Consider the following 18,991-nt stretch of genomic DNA (forward strand, 5'->3'; position numbering starts at 1 on the left):
TCAGCGGGTTTTTTTATTTAATTTGGACAGTATGTTAAACGATATTTCAAGAGGACAGTTTAATCCTTTTTTATCTGGCTCATTACTTCCTCTGCGAAATTTTCCTCTTTTTTTTCGAGACCTTCTCCTAATTCATATCTGCAGAAACGCCTTACTCTGATATTTTCACCTATTTTAGCGATTTTTTCAGCAATATACTGCTCCACAGTAAGATCGGGATTTTTTACGAAAGGCTGAGTAAGTAAACAAATACTGTTTACAAATTTGTTTACCTGGCCTTCTACAATTTTTTCAATGATGTGGTCAGGCTTACCGGATTCTTTGGCCTTTGCTATGTATATGTCTTTCTCAGTGTTGATAACACTTTGCTCTACCTCATCCGGGGAAACATATTTGGGATTTGAAGCGCATATATGCATAGCAATGTCTCTTGCCAGCTCCTGAAACTCATCGTTTTTTGCCACGAAATCCGTTTCGGAATTCACTTCAACAAGTACCCCTATTTTACCGCCTGCATGTATATAAGAAGTTACAATTCCTTCAGCTGCAACCCTGTCAGATTTTTTTGCAGCATCGGAAAGCCCCTTTGTTCTTAAATATTCCACAGCTTTATCTAAATCACCATCTGATTCTTTCAGTGCTTTTTTGCAGTCCATCATCCCTGCACCGGTTTTCTCTCTGAGTTCCTTTACCAGTGATGCGGTAATCTGTGCCATTACTTTTCCTCCTCGCCTGTTTTTTCTTCTTTTTCCGGAGCTTGTTCACCGGATTCAGATTCGTTGACTATTTCATCAACCGGAACATCTTCAGACTCTTCTGTCACACCTGCTTCTTCATCTGTTTGCTGTCTTTCCTGAACTTCCTGGACCAGCTCCTCTTCTCTGAGCTGTTTGCCTTCGTTGATAGCATTTGCCATACGATCGGAAATGAGCTGACAAGCTCTTATCGCGTCATCATTGCCCGGTATCGGAAAGTCCACCAAATCCGGGTCACAGTTTGTATCGACAATTGCAACTATCGGTATACCGAGATTGCGTGCTTCATTTACAGCATTCATTTCACGCTTTATGTCAATTATAAAAATCAGATCAGGCAGTTTTTCCATTTCCTTGATTCCGGCAAGGTTTTTGTAGAGCTTTTCATATTCGCGGTTAAGGCTTGCGATTTCTTTTTTCTTGAATCTGTTAATGAAACCGCTGTTAAACATCTCCTCCAGCTCTTTCATTCTTTGTACTCTGGAGTAAATTGTAGCGAAGTTGGTCATGGTTCCGCCGAGCCATCTGTTGTTTACATAAAAGCTTCCGCATTTTTCTGCCGAAGTTTTAATAGCTTCCTGAGCCTGCTTTTTAGTTCCGACAAAGAGTGTTTTTGCGCCTTTTTTAGTGGAATCCCTTACAAACTCATAAGCCTGGTTGAAACACTGAACGGTTTTCTGCAAATCCACAATGTAGATACCGTTCCTTTTGCCGAATACGTATTTGCTCATTTTCGGATTCCATCTTTTCGTCTGATGGCCGAAGTGGACACCTGCTTCAAGCAGGTTTTTCATTGAAATGTAAGACATGTAACCTCCTGATTTGTTTTCCTCCGCCTCAAAAACCGGGCACCGGCAATTTTGCCGGCACATGCCCTGGCTTTTCAGCCGAGACGTGTGTATTTTTGCTAATATTTAGCAAGCGCACCTTCTATCATGATAAGCAGAAAAAATCAAGGACTTTTTGTGTTTTGGAATATAAGGAGTAAACAGTGTACATAACGGAAATAAAAAAAACTCCCCGGGACGGACTCGAACCGCCAACCTAGTGGTTAACAGCCACCCGCTCTGCCGATTGAGCTACCGGGGAATGTCTGTGAAACGAATGAGTTTATAGCAATAATAAGTTTAACTGTCAATAATTTTTTAAAAATTATTTACGTTTAAGTTAAAAGTGGTATATATACTAATATGCTGGAAAGAAGAAAAACAAAACAAATTTATGTGGGTGATGTCGCTGTGGGAGGAGATGCTCCTGTTAGTATTCAGTCGATGACTAATACGCGTACGAGCGATATTGAAGCTACTGTCAGACAGATTAAGAGCCTTGAGTCACTCGGCTGTGATATTATAAGAGTGGCTGTTCCTGACGATGATTCAGCTGCTGTGCTGGATAAGATAAAATCCCGCATTAAAATACCCGTTATTGCCGACATTCATTTTGACTACAGACTTGCTTTAAAAGCTATAAGAAACGGCGCCGATGCAGTGCGTATAAATCCCGGCAATATCGGTAACAATGAGAAGGTCGCTGCGGTTATTTATGCGGCAAAGGAATCCGGAATACCCATACGGATAGGTGTCAATTCAGGTTCGCTGGAAAAGGATCTTGTGGAGAAATATGGAGTGACTGCCCGGGCACTGGTGGAATCTGCACTGAGGCATGTGGATTTTTTTGAGAAAAATAATTTCTACGATATCAAAATTTCGGTAAAAGCCAGCAGTATTCCTTTGACTATTGATGCTTACAGACTGCTTTGTAAGAAGGTAGATTATCCTCTGCACATCGGGATAACAGAAGCAGGCACACTTTTTAAAGGTATGATTAAATCGTCCGTCGGGATAGGAGCATTGTTGGCGGAAGGTATAGGAGATACTCTGAGGGTGTCTTTGACAGGCAATCCTGAAGATGAGGTGAAAGTTGGCTGGGAGATAGTGAAAAGTTTAAGCCTGAGGCAACGGGGGCCAGAATTCATCTCATGCCCCACATGCGGCAGAACTGAGATTGAGCTGGCTGATTTGGCGGCAAAGGTTGAGAAGGCTTTTGAAAAGCTAAAAGAACCTTTAAGTATTGCAGTCATGGGTTGTCCGGTGAACGGACCAGGTGAGGCAAGGAATTGTGATTATGGTATAGCCGGTGGAAAAGGGCAGGGGATTATCTTTAAAAAAGGTGTTGTTGTTGAAAAGGTACCTGAAAAAGAACTGCTGGAGAGATTTGTTAATCTTTTGCGGAAAGATGGTTATAATGTTCTCTGATTTTTCATAAATAAGGCAGAATTTTAAAAAAAATAATAAAATCCTTGAAAAATATTCATAATTATATTATATGTTTCAACTCGGTGCTTAAAGACAGTTTTCCGCACAGAGCGGATTTTTGCGGAGGGATGGCCGAGTCTGGCTAAAGGCGGCAGTCTTGAAAACTGCTGTGGCGTAAGCCACCGTGGGTTCGAATCCTACTCCCTCCGCCATATAAATTTTGGTTTTTTTGTTTCATGATAAATCTCGGGAGAGGTGGCCGAGTCGGCCGAAGGCGCTCGCCTGCTAAGCGAGTGAGCCCCTAACCGGGCTCCGAGGGTTCGAATCCCTCCCTCTCCGTTTCTTTTCTTCTGTGTTACCAACAACTTAATTTTTCGGCAAAATCCATTGTGCTAAAATTGTGATAAACTTTTCGGAATCGGGACATTAATCCTGCATATTAAACAACGTCAGTTTACTAACAAATATAATGTAATCCAGCAGAATTAAATCTGCCCTCCCAAATATTTTAACTTTTTTAAACAAATGTTTTTTATTGACTTACAAATTTAGTTTTAATTATAATATTTTAATAATTCAAATAGCTATTGTACAAAATTTCTGTTTTGAAATTTTTGAATAATCAGGAAACGCGGCAATATGAATCGCCATGTGTAAAGCGTGAAACGTGATAAGTGGGAAAGCTTTTAGAAGTACTTAGATGTAATTGAAGCGATACAAGTTACACAACAAATTTCTATTTCTCCACATCTCTATTTCGCTATTTCACTAAATTCTGTGCCGATTGCTAAATAGTAAAAGCAGATTGTTCAAAGACTTAGATTAGCAGAAATGATATAAGGAGTATGTTCATGTTTGATAATTTAGATAAGAGAACTTTTAAAAAATTAGCCGATAATCTCCATGAAGGTCTATATATTGTTGATCGAAACAGAGTTATTACTTATTGGAATAAAGCTGCTGAGAAAATTACGGGCTTTACTGCTGAAGAGGTTGTTGGGAAATCCTGCGCAGATGATGTGCTTACTCATGTGGATGATACGGGTACAAACCTCTGCGTCGGAATGTGTCCGCTGGCGAAAACAGTTAACGATGGTATTTCAAGTAATATTGAGGTTTGTGTCCATCACAAAAAAGGTCACAGAATTCCCCTTTCAGTAAGAACAACACCTTTGACTGATAATTCAGGTAATATTATTGGAGCAGTTGAGCTGTTCACTGATCTGAGCAGCAGACAGGCAAATGAGCAGAGGATTAGAGAACTGGAGAGACTTGCGCTTCTGGATAGCCTGACACAGCTTGCAAACAGAAGGTATGCTGAGATTGAGCTTCAAAACAGGATTGAGGAGAAAAAAAGATTTAATATTCCGTTTGGGATTTTATTTATGGATATTGATCACTTCAGGAATTTTAATGAAAACTATGGCCATAATATAGGTGATAAAGTTTTGGAGTTTGTAGCGGAAACCTTTATTTCCAACTGCAGACCTTTTGACATATTCGGCAGATGGGGCGGGGAAGAGTTTATAGGAATTATCAGAAATGTCGGTTTTGAAAAACTTGGAAATATCGGTAACAGAATGCGGTTGCTGGTGGAAAAATCGTATCTGATTCATAAAAATAAAAAACTGAGTGTAACAATCTCTGTGGGAGCAACAGTGGCGAAAGATGATGATACCATCGAAAGTATTGTCAACAGAGCCGACATGCTCCTGTATAAAAGCAAACATTCCGGAAGAAATCAGCTTATTGCAGGCTGATTTTATAAGATTAGAAACCCGCCTTTATAATCCAAAAGAAGCTTGAATAATTTTCAATTAAGACAATTTTAGTATTAAAATGCTGTCAGGAGGATCGTATGAAACGTTTTCTTGTAATCATACTGATATTTGGCTTTTCCGGGTTGGCTCTGGCGGAAGGCAGGAGTGTTGTTTATGATGTAAACGGTAGTGAATACGAGGGCTACTATATAAGTGCAGGTGAAAAAGCTCCCCTTATTTTGCTGATTCACGACTGGGACGGTTTAACAGAATATGAGGTAAAACGCTCTAAAATGATAAACGATCTGGGTTATTCAGTATTCGCCGCTGATATGTATGGTAAAGGAGTAAGACCTGAAGCATTGTCGGAAAAGAGGCGGTTGACTTCAGAACTGTACCAGAACCGGGGAAAAATGCGTGATTTACTAAAAGGAGCGATATCAGCTGCCGAGCAGGCCGGCGGCAATACCGACAGAGCTGCAGTCATAGGTTATTGTTTCGGCGGGGCGGTTGTTCTGGAACTTGCCAGATCAGGAGCACCTTTTGAGGCTTTTGTTACCTTTCACGGCGGTCTGTCCACTCCGGAAGGGCAGGATTATTCAAAAACTAATGGGCAGATTTTGGTGTTTCACGGCAGTGCGGATCAGGCGGTAACTTTGGATGATTTTTCCACTCTTGCAAAAGAACTGGAAAAAGCCGGAGTAAAGCATGAAATGACAACTTACAGCGGTGCTCCGCATGCATTTACCATTTTCGGCAGTGACAGATACAGTGAAGACGCTGATAGAAAATCGTGGAACAGATTTGTATCGTTTTTAGACGAAACGTTTGAAAATTAAGTTTCGTTTACTGCTTCTTTTGGATTGCTGCCGAATCTGTTTTCACCGGGTGTACTGTCCTGAACCATGAAAATTAAAAGTACTATGGCGCCTATGATCGGGATAAGAGAGAGCAGTATCCACCATCCTCTGCGGTTTGTGTCGTGTAAACGTCTTACAGACACAGCTATGCCGGGCAAAAGCACTGCAAAAAAATATATGGTGGATAGCAACCCCATTCCGGCTTCCTGGTTATAGGTGCCGGTTAAAGTATCGATAATTATGAGAATAAAATGAATAATTAAGTTAAACAGGAAAAAATACCAGTATTCTTTACGCCTGGAACGCCCGCTGAATACCGCATATTTTTTTAATGCCTCAAGGTACCAATTCATAAATAAACCCCGCTAAACTATAATATTTTGTAACTATTGTTTTGAAACAACCCGGTTCCTTCCGCTTTCTTTTGCTTTGTACATAGCTTCGTCAGCTTTTGCTAACAGTGTATCGAAACTTTCGTAAGGGTCATAACAACATGTTACACCGAAGCTTGCAGTTATATTCAGACTTGTACCGTTTATTGAAAAGGGCTTTTCCATAATTAGCTTACGGAGTCTCTCTGCTGCTGCAGCTGCTTTTTCATGATCTGTTTCCGGAAGGAGTATAACAAATTCCTCACCGCCCCATCTGCCGTATACATCATATTCTCTCAAACTTTGTTTGATTCTATCTGTAAATTCGCAAAGAACTTTGTCACCGGCCTGGTGCCCGTAGGTATCGTTGATCTTTTTAAAATGATCCAAATCAGTCATTATAATTCCCAGGCATTTCGGAGGTTCTCCGTTTATAATTCTTCGTTTCATAAGAGATAGTTCCTTATTTGCACGTTCGATAATTGCACCACGATTGTATATGCCGGTTAAAGTATCGTAAACAGCCATATTATAAAGTTTGTCAAGAAGAGTCTTTACTTCTTTTGATCCCATTCTTACGATGAAATAGGAAATGGCAAATACGACGATAAGAATAGCACTGATGCTGATAACCGAAGTTGTAACTCTATGTATAACCTCATCTCTGTACCTTGTTACGTCAATATACAATTCCATTGCACCGACGATTTCCTCTCTACTATTATAAACAGGGAAATATGTTTCAACAACATCCGCGTCCAGATGCTTCTCTTCAGCTAAATCAACTATCTCATCTTCCTGAACGAGATGAGAGTTAATTTTGCCCTGAAGTGCTTTTATAAGGCTTTCATTATTTTTATCTTTAATGCCGATTATATCCATTTCGTTACTGTAAATAATTTCACTGTTAGAGTTAAATACTTTGATTTTATGTATTTCAAACGGAGAAAGAAAATCTTTGACATGACGATCAAACATGTCTATTTCCAGGGAACTCCACCCTTCATTTAATTTATTTTTATTGAATAAATCATACTGGTAATGTTTTACTATAATTGTTCCGATACGGACGGCATCATCTTCTGCAATATTCAGTACATCTTCTTTAGCGGAGTTGTAAGTAGTTATTGCGGTGAGTGCCACGACCACGATCATAGACAGAGAGCCTACTATTATCAAAAGATGCTCTAGAAAATTAGGTTTTTTCTCAATTTTGTGTATGTTTTTCATATCTGCCCTAATTCCAGTATAGCTTAATCAATGAAATAAAAACATCATTTTTATGGGTTTGGTATTATTATTTCACCCGGTGTTATCCGTCAATTGTTTGTGTTACCGGATAATGCTTACAGCTATTCATAGTTTTCATTCTTGTCTTCGTGTCCGGATTTTGAAATTTTACTTGCCAGCACTTTATCCACTCTGTTGCCGTCCAGATCCACCACTTCAAACCGCCAATCCTCCCATTCGGTTGTATCACCGGTATTGGGTATCCTGCCAATTAACCACATCATCATACCGCTCAGTGTGTTAAAATTTTCCTTACGGTCCCCCGGTACATTCTGCAATTTCAGTTTGTCCACCAATTCCTGAATAGGAATCATTCCATCAAGCAGCCATGAACCGTCTTTTCTCTGTACCGCCCACATCTGCCGCGGGTCATTTGGCCTAAATTCCCCTGTCATTGCTTCAAGCAAATCCTGCAGTGTTATGATTCCGGATATTCCCCCGTATTCATCCACTACAAATATCATCTGCACGCCCGACTCCCTGAACTGCTCCATGATTTTTATCCCGTTCAGGGTTTCCGGGACAAAGACAGCAGGCTGAAGATCATTGGTAATATTCTTTAATTCGTCTTTAAGATGTCTTCTGAGGAGTCTTTTGGTTGCAATAACTCCCAGAATGTCGTGCATTCCTCCCCGGCAAACGGGAAAACGCGAATGATCTGATTCTACAATTTTTTTGAGATTTTCTTCTATGGGTTCATTAATATCGATAAATATTATTTCATTTCTTGGAGTCATCATCGAATCAACACTTCTGTCGTCCAGACGGAAAACGTTTCTTACAACTTCATGCTCCTGTTTTTTTAGTAAGCCTATTTCTGAGCCTTTGCTGACCATGGCGTGTATATCTTCTTCCGTTAAACCGGTTTCAGTGGATTTATTTTTGCCCAATAAGCGCAGTATTCCGTTTGTTGACATTGACAGGATAAAAACAAGTGGTTTTGAGACAATTGAGAGGAAAGACACTGGGCGGGCTATTAGCTTTGCTATTCCTTCTGCGTTCAGTTGCGCAATTCTTTTGGGAACAAGTTCGCCTATTACAATGGTGAGATAGGTAATAACCACCACGATAACGGCTGTTGCTCCTATAGAGCTTAATTTTGCACTTAAGCCTGCTTTTTCAAGCCATGCTGCAAATGAATCAGCAAGGGCTGCCTGGCCTACAATACCGTTTAATACGCCAATAGCTGTAATTCCTATCTGAATAGTAGATAAAAAACCTGTGGGATCCTCACCAAGTCTTATTGCTGCTTCTGCAGATTTATCGCCTTTATCGGCCAATTTCCTAAGTCTGTTTTTTCTGGCTACAACCAGTGCAATCTCAGCCATGGCAAATAATCCGTTAAGAAAAATTAACCCTGCCAGTATAATAAGTTTCAATTCTGCAAATCCTTAGTCTTTTTATTTAATTATAACTTCTAACCTAAATGTAATCCAGTGAATTGTCAAAAGAAAAGGAAATCGTTTATAAGAGTTATTATTTGATTCTTTTTTCCACTTTTACTTTCACACTTACATTGTCATAATTTATTGTAAAAAAATCGTTCACACGAAATTTTTTTTAAGTCCCCAAAGTTATAATTTTATTCCTGAAAGCTTTTAATAAATTTTCTGTCGATATAGTCTTTAATCAAAAATGCAAGTTTTCCGCTAAAAGCGATCATACCCTTTTGGAATACGCCGATTTTGCCACCGAGATTTAAAATCAGAAGATAACTCTCCTGAGGAGTGAAACTCTGGAATTTTCCTCCGTTGATGGCTATTTGGAGGTTATGATAGAGTATCGGATTCTCCCGCACTGCATAGACTCCGACTTTGTCTATCGGATGCTCGGAGAAATAGATACAGTCGCCTCCACCGAATATTTCCGGATACTTTTCCGACTGCAGGTACCGGTTCACTGCCATGCCACCCTCAGAGCCGATGGGAATGCCCGCTCTTTGAATCATTTCAGGCGGCCTGACTCCGGTGGCCAGGAAAATAACCTCCGCCTTGGTTGAACTGCCGGAATCCAAAACAATCCAGTTATCTTCTATAAAATCCACATAACCTGACCGGTCAATTTTCACACCTTTTCTTTCCAGAAGTTTCACAACTCTTTTTTTAACGTTCTCAGGAAACTTTTTTATGAAATTATTTCCGGCGAATACGGTCACATCCACCTGATTTTTGCAGAATTTCTGACCGAGACTGGCTATATTACCCGAAATTTCTGCAGCAGACGGACCGCCTCCCACCACAGCCACTCGGACTTGTTGTTCTAAAGCAAGTTTTTCTATGATCAATCCCGCCTGATGAAGATTTTCAATGGGTTTTACCGTAAAAAGGTTTTTATTATTTTCCCTGACGATCCCTGTATCCATGTGACTGCCGACATTCAAAGAGAGCACGTCATAGGGTACTTTTTCACCGTTTTCCAAAATAACATGTTTTGATTCAGGATCGATATCCGAAGCTTTGCTCTCCAAAAATATACTACCCTTTGACTCCACAGTTTTACGGGTGTCGAAACGGACATCTTCGGGGCTGTAATCCCTTCCAAGCATACCAGGGCCCATACCTGAATAATAATGGTATCGGGATTGACCGATTACCGTGACTTCATGCCCTCTATCCGTAAACCAGTCCAGATTCTGCAGAGTCATCATGTGGGTATGGCCGCCGCCCACGAGTACCAATTTTTTCTTCATAGTCTCAACTCTTTTTGCTTGAGATTGCCTAACAGCTCTTACATCTTTTTTTATGAATTTCATTATTACAATAAGTTATTTTAAAAATATATTTTAACAATAATTTTAAGAATGACCCTAAAAAACTTGAATTATCAACTTATTGTAAGAATATACGCAGATATATTTGATATAATAGAAAATATCCCTATTAACCGAGCAATTAAAGCGTTATGTGCTCGGAACTCAGTTCCTTCCCCTAAGATAGGTAAGAGTAGGATGGGGTATATAAAAATGTTGCTTGCCAAAAAGATCCCTCAGTTTATATGATAATAATTTATGTGTTTAAGCTTATACAGATGAGGAGTTTATGCGATAAAGCAACAATTTTTCTGTAAATTCATGTAGCACCGGCCGAAGGCCGGTAAATATGTGGAACACATTATTTCTCCAAATTAATGTAGACCCTATTTGTTTACCATTCATCACTAATCTAGCGACAATAGCTGTAACAAGCCTCAGTAAAGATTCCGGATTAAAAAAGTAGCTGTCGTATCCTTCTCTTTATTTCACGGTTAATTCTCTCTGCTTCGCTAGTTTGTTTTCTGTGTATAAAAAAATTAAGACTGTTAAGTTATAATTTGACTGTCTGCTTTTTTTATATGATATTAGAGATTATACAACTTTGCATTGGCTTTACATATTAGTTAAATGAATATTGCAGATTTTTTGATAAAGATAATTACATTCTCTTCGTATTACTTTTTTGCAAGGAGCTAAAGTGATTAATACATTCACAGCAGCAAAATTGGATGCAGAAACCGGAGCAATGGGAATAGCAGTGGCATCAAAATTTCCGGCAGTGGGTTCTCTTGTTCCTTTTGCAGATCCAGAAGCCGGACTAATAATAACCCAATCTCAGGCTAGAACAGATTTTGGAAAAACAGGGATTCAATTGTTAAAAAAAGGAGTGCCTCCAGGTGAATGCATTGAATATCTATTGAAAAAAGATAATGAAAGGGAAATAAGGCAGATTGCAGCAATGGATACAAAAGGAAACACATCCTCTTTTACGGGAATAAAATGTAAAAAATGGGCAGGATGTATTAAAGGAAAAGGTTACATCTGCATTGGAAATTTTTTAGCAGGTTCCAACGTTTTAAAATCTATGGAAAATGCTTTAATAAATTATACTGAAGTAAAAATATGGGACATGTTAATATCGGCTTTAAAGGCCGGTGAAAATGCAGGTGGAGATATACGCGGAAAACAGGCTGCCGCTTTATTGGTAGTTAAGAAAGATGGCGGTTACGGCGGCTATGGCGACAAAATTATGGATTTGCGTGTTGATGATCACAAAGACCCCATCTCTGAACTTCAACGCTTGCTGAATATATGGGAAAAAGAACTTGGAATAGACTAAATATAGCCGTTCATCTGCAAGAAACTAACCCCTTTATTTGTGATACTGACACCCTGACGCCCTGAATTCACATTAACGAGATTTTTCGATTTTAGGTTTTGAATATATTCTCTTACCCTTGCTTCAGAAATTTTGATGAATTTTCTGCTGAAGTCCTCTTTCAGCGTTCTCCTGCCTGTGTTTTGTTTTTGCTGTGTATTGTCATAAATGATTTTCAGCATTAAATACGCATTTAAATCCTCTGTAAAACAATAATCGTTGCTGCTTTTAATATAATCAGGCAAGCTGCTTATGTTAATTTCATTGTCAGCTATCGTAGCCGCATACTCTAAAACATTCCTCAGTTCCCTGATATTGCCGGGCCAATCATAAGTATTGCAAAAATCAATAAATTCTCTGCTTATTTTCAATTTAGGGTCACTTATAAGATGGTTGATCAGAAGAGGAATGTCAATTTTTCGTTTTCTCAATGGGGGTATACTTACCTGAAAAACATTAAGTCTGTAAAACAAATCGTTTCTGAATTCACCTGACTTTACCATTTCAGGGAGATTTTTATTAGTGGCGGCTATTATCCTTACATCAACACTTACCATGTTTTCCCCACCCACTCTCCTTATTTCTTTTTCCTCAATAGCTCTTAAAAGCCTCGCCTGCAAAGATAGAGGCAAATCACCAATTTCATCCAAAAAAATAGTACCGGAATGAGCTAATTCAAAAAGTCCCACACGTCCTCCCTTCCTCGCGCCGGTGAAAGCCCCCTCCTCGTAGCCAAAAAGCTCACTTTCCAGGAGGTTCTCCGGTAGTGTAGCACAGTTTATTGCAATAAATGGCTTGTTTTTCCTGCCGGAATTATTGTGTATAGCGCCGGCAAACATTTCTTTGCCTACACCGGATTCACCGAACAGTAAAACTGTGGAATCGGAAAGTGATACTTTTTTGCAAATTTCTTTTGCTTTTTCAAGTTCACCGGACTTACCCACAATATCTACAAAACTGTATTTACTGATATAACCCTGGGATGTCAGCTTTTTCTGTGCCTTTTGCTGAGTATTAATCATCTCGTGATATTGATTCAGAACAATTAGTTTTCCGTATTCTTCCCCACCCAAATGTATTGATTTTACAGAAACAACAACCTCACCGGAAGAACACTTTGTAAGCTCATCCTTTGCTTCACTTAACTTTAAAATTTTCCCCAGTTCAGGTTCTTTCCAGGTTATATAATCAATATCATGCTTGAGAAGCAATTCGGAAGATGTTGATAAAATTTCTGCAGCTTTGTGATTTGCAAGCTCAACATTTCCTCTCTCGTCACAAACGATAACACCGGCAGCAATTTCATTAATCAAAATATTCCATCTATTTACCAGGACTCTTCTGTTTTCCCATGCATATCCGATTCCGTGCCAGATAGTGGGGACTTTTGAAAGATAGTTAAACATAATTTCTTCAGAAACCTTGTTATCCACCTGCATGATAGAAAGAACATCCAAAACCATTGAAATATCAAAAACCCTGTTGCCTATTTCAATAATTCTATCATCTACATCCGGCAGAAAAATGTATCTTCTCGGCGTAATGATATAATCATATTTTTCAGGGAAAGAGGAATCCTTGTGAACCGGAATAAGCCTTATATTTTTTATTCCCAGTTGGTGTATAGTTGCGGCAGTTTCATTGGCCATATATTCGTTAATATTAGCTACCAAAGCAATTGATCCTGCCGGCAGTTTTTTAATTTTCTCTAATGATTCCCTGCGGATTGTCCTTTTCATCATTAGCGTTGGTGCCGGACATTGAATCAAATGAATCAATTTGTTAAGAATAGTTGGATCAGTATAAAGGATTAAATCTGTATTGGTAATAGGTAAGGGCTCCTGTATGTCAGCTGAACGATAATCAATCTGAAAAAGATTACTGAATATTTTCTGGCACTCTTTTTTAAAAAACATCGAAATGTTTTCATCAATAGCCAAAAGTGTTATTTTCCGTTGCATATCCACTTTCCTTGAATGGGAAATATACACAACCCATTACCATTATTGTCCCATTAATTTAATCATTTTTCAGATATTTGCAACGGAAATATTATGGCATATATATTGCTGTTCTAAAAAAAACAGGAGTTTAAAACTCTAAAAAATCATTGGAGGATTTATCATGAAAATAAGAGGATTTTTGCCGCTGTTTATTATAACGTTATTTTTTTGGTGTTTTGGCACAGTTCAATCTGCCACGCCGAAGGATGTTTTGGTGGTGGGGCAGATTGCAGAACCGAAATCTCTGGATCCGGCCACAATAACTGCTGTTAACGATTTTAGAATTGTAATGAATATTTACGATGGCCTTACCCGTTACAAAGACGGTTCTCTCGAAGTGGAGCCGGCTTTGGCAAAATCATGGGATATTTCTAATGATGGTACAGTTTATACGTTTCATTTGAGAAAAAATATCACATTCCATGATGGGACTCCATTTAACGCTTCCGCTGTAAAATTTAATTTTGACCGTATGTTGAATAAAAAACATCCATACCACGATGTGACCGGCCCTTTCCCACTGTCGTTCTTTTTTAGCAGTATCGAAAAGGTCACCGTTGTTGATGAGTATACAGTTCGTTTTCAGCTTAAAGAGCCTTATGCGCCTTTCCTTTCCAACCTTGCATATCCTACGGGACTGATCGTTTCTCCATCTGCCGTTAAAAAATATGGTGAAGATTTCGGTCGAAACCCTGTAGGAACAGGAGCTTACAAATTTGTTGAATGGGAAAGTAACCAGCGGGTTGTGGTTGAGAAAAATAAAAAATACTGGGACGGAGTTCCCAAGCTTAAAGCTGTTATTTTCAGGCCGATAACCAACAGCAATACAAGAGTCACTGAAATGCTTTCCGGCGGGCTTGACATTATGGTGGAAACACCGCCGGATTCTCTGCAGATTTTCAGAAAAAAGTCTGATTTTACCGTATATGAGCAGGCCGGCCCACATTTGTGGTTTCTTATACTAAATATGAAAGAGGGGCCTTTCACTGATGTAAGAATGAGGCATGCAGTCAACTACGCCATCAATAAAAAAGCTATAGTGGAGAATATATTAAAAGGTACAGCAACTGTAGCAAACAGTCCGACTCCGGCTGCATTTGCCTGGGCTCATAATGGTAATCTTGAACCATATCCCTACAACCCGCAAAAAGCCAAAAAACTTATAAAAGAAGCAGGTTATAAAGGTGCAGAACTCACATTCTATATAACAGAAGGAGGCTCAGGAATGCTTTCGCCCGTGGCAATGGGTACTGCTATACAGGCGGATCTGGCAAAAGTTGGTCTTGATGTTAAAATTAAAACATTCGAATGGAATACCTTTTTGTCTAAAGTGAATGCCGGTCTCGAAGGCAAAGCAGATATGGCTGAAATGGCTTGGATGACTAATGATCCAGACACTCTCCCCTATCTTGCTCTCAGAACCGATGCGTGGCCTAGCAAAGGCGGTTTTAACTCAGGGTATTATTCAAACCCGGAAGTTGATAAGCTGCTGGAAAAGGCACGCAGATCCACAGACCAGCAGAAACGCGCAGAGTACTATAAGAAGATGCAGAAAATTGTATATGAAGATACTCCCTGGGCATTCATAGCAAACTGGAAACAAAATGCTGTCAGCAAAGCTAACATAAAAAATTTCAAATTACAGCCATCATTCTTTTTACTGCTTCATGATGTTGAAAAGCAATAACAATTAAATCATGGAGGGCTATACCGCCCTCCATGTGTAAAGGTTATACATATGTTTGTATATATACTTAAAAGACTGGCGTATATGATACCTGTACTTATAGGGATCTCCGTTATTGTATTTCTTATAATGGAATTGATCCCGGGTGATCCTGCAGAGGCAATACTGGGATCTTATGCCACTCCGGAAAACCTTGCCCGTTTGAGGGAATCGATGGGATTGGACAAACCGATTGTACAAAGATATTTCATCTGGCTTTCAAATATACTGCATGGTGACTTCGGGATGTCTTACAGTCTTGAAAGACCCGTTTCCGATGAAATCTTTGACAGACTTTTTCCCACACTGCTCCTTGCAGGCAGTTCTCTGGTACTATGCAGTGTATTCGGACTTATTGCCGGTATTATATCTGCTATAAAACAATATAAGCTCACAGACAAACTTATAACTCTTTTTGTACTGATAGGGATATCCACTCCCTCATTCTGGCTGGGATTAATTCTGATTCTTTCTTTTGCTGTTAAATTCAATATTTTCCCTGCCAGCGGAATGATTGATATTTACGGCGGTGGAGGTTTTCTTGATATCCTGCATCATCTTATATTGCCATCGTTCACTTTGGCAGTAGTTGCTACTGGTGTAATTGCCAGACTAACCAGATCTGCAATGCTCGAAATACTAAGACAGGACTATATAAGAACAGCCAGAGCAAAAGGTATAGACGAGAAAAAGGTCATATTTAAGCATGCTTTTAAAAACGCTCTTGTAAGCATAATTCCTGTAATAGGTATCCAGGCGGGTTTTGTAATAGGGGGAGCTGTTTATATAGAGATGGTTTTTCAATGGCCCGGCATAGGACGGATGCTTGTAAATGCTATTCTGACAAGGGATATTCTGCTTGTTCAGGGCGGGGTTGTAGTGGTCGCAGCAATATACGTTTTGATCAATCTATCAGCTGATATCCTGCAACATATACTTGATCCACGCATAAAAACGTAAAGGTTAAATATGCTTTCCATAAAAGAAGTAAAAAAATTTTTGATCAAATTTTCGAAAAACAGACTTGCAGCCGCCGGCCTGGTGATGATGTTATTTGTCATCATTGTTATTAGTATAGCTCCTGTTCTGCCTTTACAAAATCCCAATGAAACGGATCTGGCTGCCAGACTCCAGGGGCCTTTTAGCGAAAAGTATTTTTTAGGCAGTGACCAGCTGGGCAGAGATATTTTATCCAGAATAATCTGGGGAACCAGAGTAAGTCTTGCCGTTGGGTTAACTGCGACACTCTTTGCCGCGGTAATAGGTTCATTAATAGGTATCATTTCAGGCTTTTACGGTAAAATTGTTGATAATGTGTTAATGAGAGGAATTGATATGATTATGGCCTTTCCCTACATGCTGCTGGCACTCTCTATTGTGGCAGCACTAGGCCCGGGACTTATGAACGCGCTTTTTGCAATTGCCATAGTAAATATTCCTTTCTTTGCAAGAAATGTAAGAGGTGTAACGGTCAGCCTGGTAAGACTTGAATATGTAGACGCCTCTAAAATAAGCGGACTCAATAATTTTCAGATAATATTTAAAGAACTTCTTCCAAATGTAATGCCTGTAATAATTATAACCATTTCAACAACGGTCGGATGGATGATTTTGGAAACAGCCGGTTTAAGTTTTTTGGGACTCGGTGCACAGCCCCCTCAGGCCGATCTGGGGTCTATGCTTGGAGAAGGGAGAAAAGTGGTAATGGTGGCCCCTCATGTGGCAACTATACCGGGGCTTGTAATTCTTTTTGTTGTAATCGCTATTAATCTTGTGGGTGACGGGTTAAGGGACTATTTTGACCCCAGACTCAGTTCAGGAGCATTAACCAGCCCGGCAGCTTTTACGGATGTAGACAGTAATGCTTTAGAACATGTTAAAGCAGAAAAAGTAAATGATATACCTTTACAGGTCAGAAATTTAAATACATGGTTTATAACGGATAATGATACATATAAAGCCGTTAATGATGTCTCTTTCCACCTGTCCCGGGGGGAGTGCCTCGGAGTAATGGGGGAATCCGGATCAGGAAAATCAGTAACAGCTTTATCTGTAGCTTCTCTCGTTGCCACGCCTCCCGGAAAAATTGTGACAGGAAGTATACGTCTTGAAAACAAGGAACTAGTAAGTTCATCTCTTACAGAATTACAAAATATAAGGGGTAAAGAGATTGCATATATTTTCCAGAATCCTCTGACAACACTTAATCCGCTTTTGAAAATAGGAGAACAGCTAACAGAAACAATATTAAAGCATCAACAGCTAAGCAAAAAAGAAGCTTATGATATAGCAACTGGATTGTTAAAAGATGTACATATACCGAATGCGCCGTCGCGTCTAAACAACTATCCTTTTCAGCTTTCGGGAGGTATGCGCCAGAGAGTGGGAATAGCTATGGCCTTGGCAAACAATCCCGGGATAATTATTGCAGATGAACCCACAACAGCCCTGGATGTTACGATACAGGCTCAGATACTTAGGCTCATGGATGAGCTCAGACATAAGTATAATAACTCCCTTATTTTCATTTCTCATGATTTTGGTGTTATTTCAGAACTGTGCGACAGAATAATTGTAATGTACAGCGGAGAAATAGTTGAAATCGGTGAAGTTCATGAGATTTATAAAGCTCCTCTGCATCCGTATACAAAGAAATTAATGGCATGTGTTCCCGAAGTTGGTAAAAAAAATCAAAAAATTGAAGCTATCAAAGGTTTGCCCCCTGCAGTCAACAAACTCCCGAATGGATGTTTTTTTGCAGACAGGTGTGACTTTGTTACCGAAGAATGCCGTGAACAAAGTATTCCACTCAGAGAATACGGTGAGAAAAGAAAAGTACGCTGTATAAAAGCTGAGGAGCTTGTATGAATCAGGAAAAAATTATCGAAACAGTTAATGTATCAAAAATTTTTGATACAAAAAAAAATATATTTCGTCGAAAGGAAGATGGTATTCAGGCTGTTTCCAATTTAAGTCTTCCTGTAATCAAAAATGAATCTTTGGGTGTCGTTGGTGAGTCCGGATGCGGGAAATCAACACTGGCAAAACTTATTATGACACTCGAAGAACCAAGCAGCGGTCATATTTTTTTTAAAAATAATAATCTGGAATTTTACAAAAAAAAGGATGTTCTTGGTTATTTTTCCCAGGTGCAGTTTGTATTTCAGGATCCTTTAAGCTCACTTAATCCACGGAAAACGATAAGACAGATATTACAAACACCTATGAAAAAAATTCTAAAGACCCCGAAAAAAGATATGGAGAAGCGTTGCCTGGAACTTTTGGAGCTCGTAAATCTCAGACCGGAATTTATAAACAGATACCCGCATGAATTTTCCGGTGGTCAGAGCCAGAGAATAGGCATTGCAAGAGCATTAGCTGCTGAGCCGGAAGTGATGATTCTTGACGAGCCGGTATCGGCTTTGGATGTATCTATACAGGCTCAGATAATAAATTTGCTGATAGATTTAAAAAACCGGCTGGGATTAACATATTTTTTTATAAGTCATGATTTAGCTGTAGTAGAGAAGCTGTGTGATAAAGTAGCAGTTATGTATCTCGGAAAAATTGTTGAATACGGAACAACTGAGCAGGTTTTTGATAGTCCAAAACACCCCTACACCAAAGTACTTCTGTCCAGTATACCTAAGCCCGGTGAAAAAGGAGTAAGTTCAATAATTCTTGAAGGAGAACCACCTGATCCGGCAAATCCGCCCAAAGGCTGCTCTTTCTCTCCCAGATGTTTTATGGCAAACAGTAAGTGTAAGCAACAAACGCCGGAGTTAATAGACGTTAATAATATGCACAAAACGGCATGTTTTCATTACAAAGAACTTTAGAA

The 18,991-nt window shown here is 39.3% G+C and carries 15 protein-coding genes and 3 tRNA genes; 10 read left to right on the forward strand and 8 right to left on the reverse strand.

Going from position 1 to position 18,991, the window contains the following annotated elements; translation table 11 throughout:
• Positions 1-59: 59 nt before the first annotated feature.
• The 3 genes from tsf to UMU13_RS05335 form a co-directional block, all read right to left on the reverse strand.
• On the reverse strand, positions 60-716 hold the full coding sequence (gene tsf, locus UMU13_RS05325) for a translation elongation factor Ts (RefSeq protein WP_328217625.1): 657 nt from the start codon (positions 714-716) through the stop codon (positions 60-62).
• A complete protein-coding gene (gene rpsB, locus UMU13_RS05330; protein ID WP_328217626.1) occupies positions 716-1,564 on the reverse strand; it encodes a 30S ribosomal protein S2 in 849 nt (282 codons plus the stop codon). The genes tsf and rpsB overlap by 1 nt, the downstream gene beginning before the upstream one ends.
• Before the next feature lie 207 nt (positions 1,565-1,771).
• Positions 1,772-1,844, reverse strand: a tRNA-Asn gene (locus tag UMU13_RS05335).
• 101 nt (positions 1,845-1,945) lie between these two features.
• Here UMU13_RS05335 and ispG point away from each other — a divergent pair.
• The 5 genes from ispG to UMU13_RS05360 all read left to right on the forward strand — a co-directional run bounded on the left by ispG (position 1,946) and on the right by UMU13_RS05360 (position 5,609).
• On the forward strand, positions 1,946-3,010 hold the full coding sequence (ispG, locus tag UMU13_RS05340; RefSeq protein WP_328217627.1) for a flavodoxin-dependent (E)-4-hydroxy-3-methylbut-2-enyl-diphosphate synthase: 1,065 nt from the start codon (positions 1,946-1,948) through the stop codon (positions 3,008-3,010).
• A 122-nt stretch (positions 3,011-3,132) separates the two neighbouring features.
• Positions 3,133-3,222: transfer RNA gene (locus UMU13_RS05345), tRNA-Ser, on the forward strand.
• A gap of 37 nt (positions 3,223-3,259) precedes the next feature.
• Positions 3,260-3,349 (forward strand) — tRNA-Ser (locus tag UMU13_RS05350).
• A gap of 512 nt (positions 3,350-3,861) precedes the next feature.
• Positions 3,862-4,770, forward strand: a complete 909-nt coding sequence (locus UMU13_RS05355; protein WP_328217628.1) for a diguanylate cyclase — start codon at positions 3,862-3,864, stop codon at positions 4,768-4,770.
• 98 nt (positions 4,771-4,868) lie between these two features.
• Positions 4,869-5,609 carry a dienelactone hydrolase family protein gene (locus tag UMU13_RS05360; RefSeq protein ID WP_328217630.1) on the forward strand — a complete coding sequence of 247 codons (741 nt, stop codon included), beginning with the start codon at positions 4,869-4,871 and terminating at the stop codon, positions 5,607-5,609.
• Here UMU13_RS05360 and UMU13_RS05365 read toward each other — a convergent pair.
• The 4 genes from UMU13_RS05365 to UMU13_RS05380 form a co-directional block, all read right to left on the reverse strand.
• The gene (locus UMU13_RS05365; RefSeq protein ID WP_328217632.1) at positions 5,606-5,983 is read right to left on the reverse strand and encodes a DUF805 domain-containing protein; all 378 of its coding nucleotides are present in this window, start codon (positions 5,981-5,983) and stop codon (positions 5,606-5,608) included. The genes UMU13_RS05360 and UMU13_RS05365 overlap by 4 nt on opposite strands.
• Positions 5,984-6,016: 33 nt before the next feature.
• Positions 6,017-7,231: a GGDEF domain-containing protein gene (locus UMU13_RS05370; protein WP_328217633.1), complete on the reverse strand. Its 1,215-nt coding sequence runs from the start codon at positions 7,229-7,231 to the stop codon at positions 6,017-6,019.
• A 122-nt stretch (positions 7,232-7,353) separates the two neighbouring features.
• Positions 7,354-8,670 carry a hemolysin family protein gene (locus tag UMU13_RS05375; protein WP_328217634.1) on the reverse strand — a complete coding sequence of 439 codons (1,317 nt, stop codon included), beginning with the start codon at positions 8,668-8,670 and terminating at the stop codon, positions 7,354-7,356.
• 203 nt (positions 8,671-8,873) lie between these two features.
• On the reverse strand, positions 8,874-9,980 hold the full coding sequence (locus UMU13_RS05380) for an NAD(P)/FAD-dependent oxidoreductase (protein ID WP_328217635.1): 1,107 nt from the start codon (positions 9,978-9,980) through the stop codon (positions 8,874-8,876).
• A 760-nt stretch (positions 9,981-10,740) separates the two neighbouring features.
• Between UMU13_RS05380 and UMU13_RS05385 the strand changes: the two genes are divergently transcribed.
• Positions 10,741-11,382: a DUF1028 domain-containing protein gene (locus UMU13_RS05385; RefSeq protein WP_328217636.1), complete on the forward strand. Its 642-nt coding sequence runs from the start codon at positions 10,741-10,743 to the stop codon at positions 11,380-11,382.
• On the opposite strand, the gene UMU13_RS05390 is transcribed toward UMU13_RS05385, so the two are convergent.
• Positions 11,379-13,382 carry a sigma-54 interaction domain-containing protein gene (locus UMU13_RS05390; RefSeq protein WP_328217637.1) on the reverse strand — a complete coding sequence of 668 codons (2,004 nt, stop codon included), beginning with the start codon at positions 13,380-13,382 and terminating at the stop codon, positions 11,379-11,381. The genes UMU13_RS05385 and UMU13_RS05390 overlap by 4 nt on opposite strands.
• Positions 13,383-13,545: 163 nt before the next feature.
• On the opposite strand from UMU13_RS05390, the gene UMU13_RS05395 reads away from it, so the two are divergent.
• Genes UMU13_RS05395 through UMU13_RS05410 form a run of 4 tightly spaced genes read left to right on the forward strand, consistent with a single transcriptional unit; the run spans position 13,546 to position 18,989 of the window.
• A complete protein-coding gene (locus tag UMU13_RS05395) occupies positions 13,546-15,111 on the forward strand; it encodes an ABC transporter substrate-binding protein (protein WP_328217639.1) in 1,566 nt (521 codons plus the stop codon).
• 51 nt (positions 15,112-15,162) lie between these two features.
• Positions 15,163-16,110 (forward strand): ABC transporter permease, encoded by a 948-nt coding sequence (locus UMU13_RS05400; RefSeq protein ID WP_328217641.1) that lies wholly within the window; start codon positions 15,163-15,165, stop codon positions 16,108-16,110.
• A 9-nt stretch (positions 16,111-16,119) separates the two neighbouring features.
• Positions 16,120-18,018 (forward strand): dipeptide/oligopeptide/nickel ABC transporter permease/ATP-binding protein, encoded by a 1,899-nt coding sequence (locus tag UMU13_RS05405; RefSeq protein WP_328217643.1) that lies wholly within the window; start codon positions 16,120-16,122, stop codon positions 18,016-18,018.
• Positions 18,015-18,989: an ABC transporter ATP-binding protein gene (locus tag UMU13_RS05410; protein ID WP_328217644.1), complete on the forward strand. Its 975-nt coding sequence runs from the start codon at positions 18,015-18,017 to the stop codon at positions 18,987-18,989. Before UMU13_RS05405 ends, UMU13_RS05410 begins: the two co-directional genes overlap by 4 nt.
• Positions 18,990-18,991: the final 2 nt, after the last annotated feature.

The organism is Flexistipes sp. (genome assembly GCF_036172515.1).
Classification (GTDB): Bacteria; Chrysiogenota; Deferribacteres; order Deferribacterales; family Flexistipitaceae; genus Flexistipes.